This is a genomic window from Ruminiclostridium herbifermentans, assembly GCF_005473905.2.
Lineage (GTDB): Bacteria > Bacillota > Clostridia > Acetivibrionales > DSM-1351 > Ruminiclostridium > Ruminiclostridium herbifermentans.
The window spans coordinates 362,351-375,255 of record NZ_CP061336.1; the positions used below are offsets into that span (position 1 = coordinate 362,351).

At 31.1% G+C, this 12,905-nt stretch carries 8 protein-coding genes; 6 read left to right on the forward strand and 2 right to left on the reverse strand.

Going from position 1 to position 12,905, the window contains the following annotated elements:
• Nucleotides 1–394: 394 nt before the first annotated feature.
• Complete coding sequence (locus EHE19_RS01675) at nucleotides 395–1,393, reverse strand: hypothetical protein (RefSeq protein WP_137699011.1); 999 nt, start codon at nucleotides 1,391–1,393, stop codon at nucleotides 395–397.
• Between the two features lie 1,385 nt (nucleotides 1,394–2,778).
• Between EHE19_RS01675 and EHE19_RS01680 the strand changes: the two genes are divergently transcribed.
• Both EHE19_RS01680 and EHE19_RS01685 read left to right on the forward strand, forming a co-directional pair.
• A complete protein-coding gene (locus tag EHE19_RS01680) occupies nucleotides 2,779–3,858 on the forward strand; it encodes a hypothetical protein (RefSeq protein WP_137699010.1) in 1,080 nt (359 codons plus the stop codon).
• Nucleotides 3,859–3,878: 20 nt separating this feature from the next.
• Complete coding sequence (locus EHE19_RS01685) at nucleotides 3,879–4,502, forward strand: hypothetical protein (protein ID WP_137699009.1); 624 nt, start codon at nucleotides 3,879–3,881, stop codon at nucleotides 4,500–4,502.
• A 255-nt stretch (nucleotides 4,503–4,757) separates the two neighbouring features.
• On the opposite strand, the gene EHE19_RS01690 is transcribed toward EHE19_RS01685, so the two are convergent.
• Nucleotides 4,758–5,015: a PepSY domain-containing protein gene (locus EHE19_RS01690; protein ID WP_137699008.1), complete on the reverse strand. Its 258-nt coding sequence runs from the start codon at nucleotides 5,013–5,015 to the stop codon at nucleotides 4,758–4,760.
• Nucleotides 5,016–5,065: 50 nt separating this feature from the next.
• Here EHE19_RS01690 and EHE19_RS20090 point away from each other — a divergent pair, with 50 nt between their 5' ends.
• The 4 genes from EHE19_RS20090 (at nucleotide 5,066) to EHE19_RS01710 (ending at nucleotide 12,073) form a co-directional block, all read left to right on the forward strand.
• A complete protein-coding gene (locus tag EHE19_RS20090; protein WP_171003649.1) occupies nucleotides 5,066–5,281 on the forward strand; it encodes a GNAT family N-acetyltransferase in 216 nt (71 codons plus the stop codon).
• Complete coding sequence (locus tag EHE19_RS01700) at nucleotides 5,235–5,708, forward strand: avidin-fold protein (protein ID WP_244648310.1); 474 nt, start codon at nucleotides 5,235–5,237, stop codon at nucleotides 5,706–5,708. Before EHE19_RS20090 ends, EHE19_RS01700 begins: the two co-directional genes overlap by 47 nt.
• Nucleotides 5,709–6,305: 597 nt before the next feature.
• Nucleotides 6,306–11,417, forward strand: a complete 5,112-nt coding sequence (locus EHE19_RS01705; protein ID WP_171003650.1) for a protein kinase domain-containing protein — start codon at nucleotides 6,306–6,308, stop codon at nucleotides 11,415–11,417.
• A 5-nt stretch (nucleotides 11,418–11,422) separates the two neighbouring features.
• Complete coding sequence (locus tag EHE19_RS01710; RefSeq protein WP_342343344.1) at nucleotides 11,423–12,073, forward strand: response regulator; 651 nt, start codon at nucleotides 11,423–11,425, stop codon at nucleotides 12,071–12,073.
• Nucleotides 12,074–12,905: the final 832 nt, after the last annotated feature.

Here is a 12,905-nt window from a genome sequence, read left to right on the forward strand (position 1 = left end):
CTTACAAATGATTCTGCAACAACAATTTTTTGAAAAATTATTATATGGTCGGTTATAAACTTAATAGTAAAAAACAAATACATAAAATTAAATATTAAAGCTGAAATACTTAATATAAGCGCTATTATTATAGCTGCAAAATACTTATCTATATAGTGGTATTTCTTTAATCTTGCAATTCTTTCATTAGATAATGCGCTAATTAATATGCTTAATGCTGTAAATAGAAAACCCGCTATTACTGCGTTATAATTTGTTAAATCAATTACCTTATTTTGATCAATTTTAAAACAATTGTTTTTAAATAAAATAATAGTAATAAAAACTGATACCACAAAGAGTAAGATATTGCTCCAATAGAAACGCAGAACATTGGATTTAATTACCACAAAAATCACCTCACATATTGTAATAAGTCGCTCCTTAAATCTAAATACTTTTCATGCATTTTCGCCTTTACTATATCTTCCCAGCCTGATTCTGTTCCAAAATCAAATGAGGTTTTAGATATAAATAGATTATCCAAAAAGTCATATTCTATCATTTTCTCGTTATCATTTCTTGCCATTGCGCTAATTGAAGCATTAGTTCCGTTCCGATTATTCGTAAAAGTTCTAACCCTTTCTGATATGTTTGCCAAAATATTTCTATTATTCAATATATTTTTCCCTTTAGATCCCTTGAGAGTGATTGTAAAATTTAAAGTCTTAAGATTATTAAATGAATCAAAGTCATCTTCATGATTAACACCAAAAATATTTTGAGCCAAAGTATCATCTGTAGGAAGAGAAACACTATAGTTTATGGAATTAATTATGCGCTTATTCATTAAAAGTGCAAGACCATTTGGAGTAATAATAGGCTCAACTTTAATTTTATAATCTGGTGAAGTCATTAATGATGATAATAAAGCTAATTTTCTTATGTCAGGAGCTGCTTGAGCCTTTAAAAAAGCTATAGTAACTACTGGATTGCCATTGTTTTCTTCATAAAATGTATAAAAATATGTAAAACATTCAAAAAACTCATCAATAGATTTTTCAATATCATTCGGTTTTAAGGTATTAACATTTCTTCGTTGAAAATTTATGATATCCTTCTTTCTACCCAATTTCCCGAAAATAATAGTTGTGTTCTCATTTAATGCAAGACTTCCTATAGTGGGAAGTAAATTTATGTGGTTACCACTTGCTATTACTTCTAGCGAAAATTCGTCTCTAAATGTCATGGTATGATATTGGTTTAAGTTAGTGTTTAAAAGTCTTATAAACTCTTCTTTAAATGTAAGTGCTGGTAATGCATGTTCAACAAAAGAACCATCAGGATTAAGCTGCGTTGTTACTCTTGAAAATTGAAGCTGATAAAAATATATGGTTCCATCTTTCTTTGCCATAGTATTCCTCCTAAATTTACATAATAGTTTATTATATAACAATAATTACATTTTATAGTAGTAATCATAATAATGCAATAAATTAGAAGCAAATACTTAACTAAAAAACAGAACATATGTTCTAATGTTATTATACTATTAATGTATAATGTTTACAATAGCTACTAATAAATTTATATAAACAATGACAAAAAGAGCGAAGCCTATGCCTATGCTTCGCTCTTTTTGTCATCCATCAAAATTCCCTAGAATTTCACTTCCGTCTTTTCAAATATGGGATAACAATATTATACCATAATATTTACAAATTTAGAATATAATATTTGTTTTTAATAATGTTATGAAAATTATTTTATTAAAAAATTAAGTGGTACTTAATTGGTACACAGAAAAAATAAACCATACAATCCTTATAGATACTAGGCTGTATGGTTTATATCCTTTTCCATGGTAAGGATGAGGTCTCCAGTTCGAATCTGGATGGGAGCTCCAAAAAGAAATAGGATATCGGTTTTCGATATCCTATTTCTTTTTGGCTTTTGAAGCAAATAGAACGGAGACCAAACATATATGAAAGTGGCGCTCTGCCGCCTGAGCATGCGAAGCAAAAAGCGAGCAAAGCTGAAGATAATATTTTAAACATCTAAATTATGAGCAAAAAAGACAAGTAGTTGCAAGAACTCTTCCAGAGATTATACATTCACTTAATAGTGCAAATATCAACTATAATGTTGAAAAATTCATGTCAACATATTATGCACTAGAAAAATTCGACTATTTGATTGGAATGTGCTGTTAACAGTGATAGTAGCTATTAAGCTTTTAACGTTGAATACATGTTAAAAACTAAAATAATTCTGTGTAATTAAGTAATGTTATTTATATATAAACAACAGTAAAGTCCTTTATTTATAATAGTTTTATTATGAACAGTTTTGATAATCCGACAAATCGTACGCTAAGTTACCGCATCTAATCTCTAGTTCACTACATACTTCTTTGCGTGACTACAACTTCATTTATATAACCCTTCTTCTATATTAATACATTACTAATATGGTAGTACCAATATAAAACATTGACGATTAGGATATTTCCGTTCTGATAACTAAATAAAAATAGCTGCATCTGAACAAGATTTTCTATAATCAGAATGTAGCAATCTTATAATTTATCTGTGAAACAGGTTCTGTATAATGTTAGAAAAGGCTAATCCAGATTTTTATCTATTGATGGAAAGTCTAAAGACTAGAAAATGCTGATATCCCATATCGCTTTTAAATGTAACATAAAATTAATACAAAAAATATTGTAAATATTCATAAGATATTATAGAATGCTAATATATTACAATTTATAAATAATATTACAAAGGAGAGAAAATAATGGAAAGGAATAAGGTACTTAAGCTGCTAATAACTGGATGTATTTTTGTGACTATAGCTTCACTATCATTTAGTTCCGTATTTGGAGCAACGATAGTTAGAGACCGTTTTTATTCTATTTACAGCCCTTCAAAATTTAACGACCCATACTACCAGTACAACCCAAGCACAAATGAGGTGACTCTGTCTAGTTGGGATTACTTACAATATAAGCAAAATTGTTATGGGTATGCTTTACAAGTGTACCGTGGGGAAAAGGTAAGTAATTTTTACAAACAACAGCCTGGGGAGTTCAGAAAAGCCTCTGATGCTAGCTCAGTAAAAACACTTGCTATTTCAAACAATCCAACCCTTTTAATGACTAATGTTGTTTCAAATATGAAATTAGATGCAAAAAAACTAGGTTATACTTTGACGGAATACACTACATCATCAAGCAGCGTAGCTCAAATTTCTGGAGGTAAAAGGCTAATAGCTGTAGTCACTGGAAACACAGATTATCATTTTTACATACAGCACTCTAATGGAACATGGTCACATAAACCTGGAATAGGTAAGGTAACAAACTTATCTTTTAGTGATTCAGTAACTTTAACTAATTCTAATATTAAACAAAAAGCTAATCAGGGTGCATATGCTGGAGGCAGTTTGAAATTCTTTACTATTACTAAGGATGCTGTTGCTGATTATCCACATACTGGGGCTCCAACATCCTCATCGAGTGAGTCAATGATGCTTGATACTGATGTGGCAGGGGAGGAAAGAATAACAGCAACAACTCTGACATCTTCGACTTATTCAGTATGCAATGGTGTGTTTGACGGAAGAAATGATATTGATACTTTTGCCTTTACTGCTCCTTCTGCTGGAACATACAATATTACAACAACGTCTACCACAGACATAGATGGGTATGTGTATTCGTCTGATGATTCTTCAACTACTCCACTTGCCTCTGATGCGGCGGCTGGACAAATAAATATGACTGTAAGTTTAACACAAGGACAAACAGTTTATATTAAAATTTTTGATTACAATAACACAATAACATCTTATACTTTGTATGTTAGAAAAAATTAATTAGAGAGGTGGAATGAGATATGAAATTGAAGACAGGTGTCTTAACCACAGTATTAGCTATTACGGTGATTGGGGCTTTAACTGTTGGTGCTATTGGTGCTAACAATTTGTTTCAGATTTCCCAAGAAGAAAGTGAAGCAAATCTTAAAGCAGGTATACAGGCTAATTTAATTTCCGAAAAGGAAAAAGAAATGGATGAAAAGATAAAGAAAGAAATGTATGAAAATAATGAAAAAGTCGTTAAGTCTGATGTTAAATTGGCTCCTCAAACTCCTATAGAATTGTCCGCAGAAAAGAAAGTAGAGCTAGATAAGTGGACGAAAAAAGGACAAACGCACGTAGGTGTTTTTAAGAGGAAGGTGCAGCAAATTTCCGGTAAAATTCCAAGCGGCGCAAAAAGAGTTAGTCTAGCTGAAGCAAAGGAAATTATCGAAAATAATGATTTTGAAACAGCACTTAAGAAACTTGAAGAGATAAATATAACACCTGACTTTGAAGGTGGAAGTGGCTTATCTTTGGTAGAATATTGGTTAGATGATAACGGTACTGAAAGAATTCTTGCTGTAAAAGAAGAAAAGACCATTTTTTATAAGAAAATGGTTGATGATTTAAATGCAGAGAAAGTGGAGATTTTAAAGAAATAATTATCATAACGTTAGTCTATGTACAGGTAAAAATTCTCTTGAGCGATATTTTTTATTTGTTGAATAATGAGTATTTATCAAAAAAGACTCTTTCTAACTTAAGTTCAATAGGGATGGAAAAAAGTACACGTCACGAATAGACCGATAGTATAAGCTGTCGGTCTATTTTATATAAAAGAGATATTAAACTGAATATAGGACACTTACCTTGGAGTTGCATACTGAGAATGGGTTTCTAGTACTGAGGTTATATGTCTAATCATACTCTTTTTCTACTTTTAAAATCTGTCCTGTTAACGCGTTAACATTTACTTCGTATATACCATGAGTTGTACGAATATAAATTTCGTAAACTAATAATCCATCATCATAATCTAATTCGACCTTTAGGACTTGACCAGGAACTTGACTTAAAGCGATCTGAATAGCTGATTCAGCATTAATTCTGTAACTTCTCCAATAATTATCCCATAAAGTAGGATAGTAACTATTTCTATAACCATAGTTATGCACAAACAAAACCACCTTTTAATACTGGTTAACTAATACTATAGTATGTACAAATGGCAAAATGGTTACTATATACTTTAACAAAGGGATATGGCAGTATTAAAGATAACCATATAACTAGAGTCTATGTTTCCCCAGAGTTTCAAGGGAAAGGCTATGGAAGTTACATAATGGATTGTATGGAAAAGGAAATAAGCAAAAAGTATGATAGAGTTATACTGGATGCATCATTACCTGGATGTTCGTTATATTCTCGCAAGAGGCTATAAAACTATTGAACATCATAAACTAAGTGTTGAAAATGGTGTGTTTCTAGTATATGAAGTAATGGAAAAAGAGTTACAACAAACAGCTTTTAAATATGATGGTAAAAAATTTGCTATTAAGAATAATACAGATAATGGAGAAGTCAGTGTTGACACAATTTTTGTCTATCATCAAAATGAAAGTATAATTTGGGCCGAGTATAGTGGCGGGGATATTATAAAAGGAAATCTTTTAGGGAATGTAAATACGGATTTTACATTGGACTTTTTCTATCATCATATTAATATTGATGGGAAAATAAGAATTATTGGGAAATGCCATAGTGTTCCCGTAATAACAAGTGACAATAAATTAGAACTACATGAAGATTGTCAATGGTTAAATGGTGATAAGACTAGAGGTAAATCTATTCTTTATAAAATTCTCTAAAATTAATGCATTAAGATTATAATCACGGGAAACTAATTGGTAAGTTTAAACACTAATTAATAAGTTACCTGAGTAGATAAGAAAATATATACAACAAGACAAGTATCTTTACAAAGAAAAAGAGTATCGCTTACACGACGCTCTTTTTCTTTGAAGTTTTCGAAGTCTAAAATATATAGGCTGAATTCATCCTATAAATAGGACAAATTTTATAACGCATATTTAAACATTCCGAAAATATATGTAATAAAAAAGTATATCTCAAGAATATGTTGGGGATCAAAGTAGCTTTCACCCCATAAAGGTTATGAAACACTACTTTGATACATTTTTGTGTTTTTGTTACTGACATTCTTTTGATATGAAACATACTCTCTTGTAAAGTTTATACTAAAACAATTAGGAAATAAAGGTGAAATAAGTCACTGTATATATAGTGACCTATATCACCTTTAGGATATTTTGCAGATATTGTTAACAGTGCATAATCGTGCTATAATACAATTATAGTAAGCAATATTTGTATGATATTATTTATTTCTATCTTAAAGGTAGCATACCCAAACTTAGAAATCTTGACTTGAAATGGGGTATAGTGTGTTTGATATTGGAAGTACAGTAGATGATAGATTTAAGGTTTTGGAAATAATCGGAGAAGGAGTAACCAGTTATGTTCTGAAGGTTTATGACTTTCATTTGAACAGGGAATTTGCTTTAAAGGTATTAAAGCCTCAGATTACATCTAACTACATAGAACATATTATACGATTTAAAAAGGAAGCTGCTATTATCAATAGTTTTGATCACCCCAATATCGTAAAAACCTATGGTATTGGAGAATTTAACGGATTTCCTTATGTAATTATGGAATTACTTAATGGAAATAATCTATCTTCTAAATTAATTGACAACAAACCCATAAAAATAAATGAGGCTTTAGAAATAGCTCTATATATCGCAAAGGCACTTGAATATGTACATGGTAAGGGAATTATCCATAGAGATATTAAGCCAGCTAATATATTTATTACTGAGAACGAAGCAGATTACTCCAAAAGTGTTAAGGTTCTTGATTTTGGCGTATCTATTTTAATGGATTCAACAGAACTGAAAACCCCATTAGCCATAGCAGGCACATGGGCATATATGTCACCTGAGGCTATTGGAATTGTAAATAAAGTGTTAGACGAGAGAAGTGATATATATTCTTTTGGAATATTAGTTTATCATATGTTTACAGGTAAAGCTCCTATTTCTGGAGATGATATAAATACAATTATTCACATGCATGCGGCCTTTAATCCACCGAATCCAAGTGAAGTTAATCCGGAGATTGATAGTACCCTAGAAAAGATTATTTTAAGGCTTATAGCTAAGGATCCAGAACAACGATATTCAACGATATCAGGCTTTATTTATGATTTAAACAGATACATAAATGGTGGAAGAAATTTCAATATTGGTTGTAAAGATAAGAAGAAAAGAGTTAGCTCTTATATCAGTATGATAGAACGTGAGCGGGAAACTCAGATGCTTATAGAGGCGATAACAAATGCTTCTAATAGAAAGGGAAGTACAGTATTAATTGCAGGTGAATCAGGTGTTGGAAAAAGTAGATTAGTGAGAGAAATAAGAAGCTATGTTTATAAAAATAATGGGCTGTTTCTAAAGGGAAGATGTATAAATAATGAAAACAAAAATCCTTATCAGCCCTTTAAAGATATAATAGATGATTATATAAACAAATATATTGATTATGATACTGATGTTCAGTTTGCGGAGACAAAACGGTTAAGAAATGTTTTAGGAACTTTGGGTGGATGCATAACCACATTAAATCCTCGCGCTGTAAGAATATTAGGTGAAACTGACCATTTATCTTCTTTAGAACCAGCTCGAGAACTCAAAAGGTTTTTGATAACAGTAACTGACTTTTTTTTGAATTTAGTTCCTGAAAATAGATTTTGCGTGATTTTAATTGATGACCTTCAGTGGGCCGATTCAGGTTCACTAAATATTTTGGAGGAAATTGTAAAGAGAGTTTTTAAGTCAAATCTTTTGATTGTTGGTACTTTTAGAGATGATGAGGTGGCGGAAAATAGCGGAATCAAAAAAATATACATGAAAAATGCTACGTCACAAGCCATTCAGCTTATAAAGCTGTATCCTCTAAGCCACGAGGGGATAGGAAAGCTAGTTGAGTTAGGTATTGGAAAATATATAGATGATTTGCCTGGTTTTTCAAAATACGTATATATAAAATCTGGAGGAAATCCTTTATATGCAACTAATTTGATTAGAACTCTGGAAGAAAATTCGATATTAGTTTTTGAAGAAGATAGATGGATATTAAATTGGGAAGCGCTTAATGATTTTGATTTACCTGAAAATATTGTAGGTATTGTACTTAAAAGATTGGCAAAAATATCATCTAATCAGCGCAGCATTCTAGAAAAAGCGGCTATTATAGGAAGAAATTTTGATGCTGGCATTTTAGAGATGCTTTCTGGTATAGGATGGACAGAACTTGTTAATATTTTAGACAAAATTAGTGAAATACAAATTATAGAACCTTTAGCCCCAAAAGGCATGTACAAATTTACTCATGATCGCATAAGAGATGCAGTTCTAGAAAAAATGCATGTTGAGGAGAGGAGAAAACTACATTATAATCTGGCGGAAATCTTGGAGAATTTAAGTGAGGGTGATAAAGAGCGCTACTTCTTTGACATTGTACATCACTATATAAAGAGTTGTGATAGAAAAAAGGCTCTAAAATATGTTATTCCTGCTGCTTATAAATCAAAAGAATCATTTGCAACTGAGGATGCATTACGATACTTTAAATTAGCTGAGGAATATATGGAACAAGATAAACAACTCAGCCCAAAAGACTTCATATACATATATAATGATATGGTAGAGGCATATATTATTGTTGGTGACAGTGATAAGGCTGTACATATTGCAAAGAAAATACTGCCATTTTATGAAAATGTACTTGATAGAGCAAAAATTTTAAGTAAGATTGGTTCTGCTTATTTGAAAAAAGGCAATTTTAAAGAGGGACAAACCTATCTTATTGAGGCACTCAATCTTCTTGGAGAAGAAATACCTAATGATAAGATAAATCTGAGATTTGCGCTTGTAAAGGAATATTTAAAGTTAGTTTTATACAATATATTTTTTGTAAGTACTATATTTAATAGAAGTGAAAAGGATTTTAGCGAAGAAGAAAAAGAAAAACTTATTATATTTTACCCCTTGTGCTGGTCATATGCTGTTAGTAATCCTAGTAAAATAAGGCTTATTTCAATAAAGGGTAAGAATATAGTTAGAAGGAGATTGGCTGGAAACAGAGAAATTTGTGTACTCTATACGGGCTATGCCATGCAAAATGCCATAAATGGAAACTATAAAAGAGCAATGAAATTTCATGAAATTGCTTTGCAGATGAAAAAGGAACTTGGTGATAAATATGGTATTGCTCATAGTTTGCAGCTTATTGCATATGTACACTTGTGGCAAGGCAACTATCAACGTTCTATGGACTCGGTGATGGAGTCTACGGAGTTATTTAAACAAGTTGGTGATGTATGGGAATATTCTGCAAACTTAGGCATTCTTGGCTCTATATATCATTATACTGGCAACTATGCAAAAGCTTGTGAAAGATATAATCAGTATATTGAAATGTCTAATAATATTGAAAATTATTATGGTATTTGCTTTGGGAAAGCAAGGCTTGCATGGTGCTATATAGAAAAGGGAGAGTATGAAAAGGCCATGGTAGTTGCTAATCAGTCAATTGAGATTGGAGAGAATGAGAAACTATGGTATCCTTACTGTTTAGCGATATATTGTGTAGGAGTTATACATTGTGAAAAGAAAGAATATCAAAAGGCTGTAGAGTATTTTGAAAGAGCAGTTGAGATTGACAAAAAGTATAGTCTGAATAAGGAAAGTATAGGAAATGCTTATGTAATGCTAGCCCAGACATACTTGGCGTTATTGAAATCAACGCATACATTGCGAAAGGATTTTAATAATAAAGAATTAAGCAAAGTTTTAAAAGCATGTATTGTTGCTATGAATATTACTCGCATATGGCCTAATATTTATGGTGCTTCATTAAGAGTCATGGCAGGATACTATGCTTTAAGAAAGAAGAATAGGATTTCTGAAAAGTTATATAAAAAAAGTATTAGACACTATAAAGCAATGAATAGGAGATATGAACTAGGATACAGTTTGTTTGAATACGCAGGTTTTCTTAAAAACATTAAAAGGGAAAATGACTATCATAGAAATATCAAAAAAGCCTATGATATATTTGCTGAAATAGGGGCTAAAGAGTACATAAAAAAATGCGACGAAGCAATAGGATGCAATTTAGAAAAATTCTATGGACATAATGAAGACAAAAATATAGATTTGCTGATTGCAAGCAATAAATTTGATGCTATTGTTAGGACAGGCCGTGTTATAAGTTCAATATTAGATATTGACATACTGCTTGAAAAAATAATGGATAATGCTATCGAGTTATTAGGAGCACAGAGGGGTATTGTGCTGCTCTATCCAGAGAAAGGCGAAAAAAAGCTTGAAGTAAATGTTGTACGAAATATTAATGGTTATGAAATAACAAATTCATCATATGAGTTAAGTAAAAAAATTATTTCACAGGTTGAAAAGGAGTTAAAACCTATTATCATTTATGATGCATTGGCGGATAGTCAACTAAATATGCAGCACAGTGTTATTTCTCAGGAAATTAGATCTGTTATTTGTGCTCCAATTATAAATAAAAAAGAACTTTTAGGAGTAATTTATCTCGATAATAAGCTAATGTCAGGATTATTTGATGAGGAAGACAAAAAGGCTTTAGAGTTGATTTGCAGTCAGGCAGGAGTATCAATTGAAAATGCGCGCCTTTATAAACGCTTGAAAAAATATTCCGAGGAGATTGAGAAGTGGAGTTTTACCCTTGAACAAAAAGTCTGTGAAAGGACGGAGCAGTTAAATAAAAAGAACGAAGAACTTGAATATATGATCAAGCAATTAAGAGAGTATACAAAAGTAGTTGAGGAATTGGCTGCCGAAAAAGAAAGGAATAGGATGGCCAGGGACCTTCATGATACACTAGGTTATGCTATGACCTTAATAATAACACAACTTGAGGTTTGCAGCAGGACATGCCTTGAAGACCCTAAAAAGGCAGTGGAAAAAATAGATGCTGTAAATCATACTGCAAAGGCAGGACTAAGAGAATTAAGAAGATCGATTAAGGGTTTTGGACCTAAAGATCTTGAAGAAAATAATTTAATTAATTCTCTACGAAAACTAGTTATAGATTATAGTTATTTAGGAATAGAAATAGACCTGAATATTGACGACGATAGAACTAGATTTTTATCTGAATATAACGAGATTATATATAGAATTTGTCAAGAGGCTATTACAAATGCTGTACGTCACGGAAAAGCGAAAAAGGTAATAATATCACTTGTTATTGAAAAGGATTCTATTAGACTTTTTATAATAGACAATGGCATTGGCAGTAGTCATATAAAAAAAGGCATGGGGTTAATTGGAATGGAACAAAGGGTTAAAGCGGTTAATGGAAAACTTATTTATGGTTCTAGCGGTGAAGGTGGATTTAATTTGAATGTTTATATTCCTTTAGAAGAGGAGGTTCATTGCGATTGATAAAAGTGCTGATTACAGAGGATAAGCGGTTAATAGGCGAAGGGTTTAAATTTATTATTGAGAGTGATGAAGAGATTAATGTTGTTGGACTAGCTTTGAATGGTTATGAGGCACTTGAGATGTGTAAAATACACAAACCAGATCTTGTGCTTATGGACTTGAAAATGCCTTGTTGCGACGGAATTGAAGGAACGAAATTGATAAAGTCTTTTTCAGCTAACATAAAGGTTCTTGTTCTTACAACGTTTGATGACGATGAAATGGTGTCGGCAGCTCTTAAAAATGGTGCTGATGGATACATTCTGAAGGATATAAATGCAGAGAAATTGATATCTACTATAAAAGGTACTGTAGAAGGTCTTAATGTTATTGATGAGAATGTTTATCAGAATATAGTTAATAAGTTTAACCAGCCTGATAATCAGAAACCAGAATATGCATTGACAGATAGAGAAATAAAGTTAATAGAGTTAGTGGTTTATGGGAAAAGCAATAAGGAAATAGCTGCTAATCTTAATATTACAGAGGGGAGAGTTAAGAATATTATCACAAGTATACTAAGTAAGCTTGGACTTTCGGATAGAACCTCTTTAGCAGTGTATGCTGTGAAGAATAAGTATATAAATAAAAGGTTTGAGTCTGATAATGTATTATAAAAAAATGTAATAACTTCTTTTGAACTCTTATTATGGATAAGTCTATCGTTAAGTCTATTTTTCTTTCAAATAATTTACGGAATGATGTTATGTTGTTAGTAGATAGAACTAATAAGGCTTTGATGTACTATATGTATATATTGTACTTTTTTTGCCAACTTCCATTTCACTGGTATTGCCATCGACACAAGTAGTAGTTAAAAATACGATTAGTAGTTTAAAATACGAAGGAAACGATGAATGCACAAATGTTAATTTCACATTTTTCAAATTAATGTCTCTTCTATACTATACACAACTTATATGTTTTACGACAGATAAAAAATAGAATAGAATGAATAATACAGCGTTGCTTAAATATGCAGAGAGTTTGAGTGAAAATTCAACGGTATTTTCTTTAAAAAACTTGAAAATAAGCTTGAAAAGAGCGCTAATTTCGCGTATAATTTTGACTATATGTAAAAAATGTAAAAATATAGAGAAATATGAAAAGAATTTGCAAAAACTATGGCATTTGGACGTGTATTATGGTAAAATATAGTACTGGGTTTTGTATGTTAAAATATTAAAAGTGAAAAGAGAGGATGCTTATGCTGGTTAATTGCCTTGAAAGCGGTACAAATAGCTATAATCTTATATTGATAGATACTTTTATGTAGTATTAATAAACTAGTGAATCAAGTTAACTATGTATTAAGACTTTGGGTGTAAATTGTTTTTAGAATTGCACAAAATTTTGTCATAAAAACTGTAATATATAAAGAAAAAAATATGGAACTGTCCCATTATGGTGCAAAAAATTGCTATAATGTGTAATTTGTTGGCGATTAAA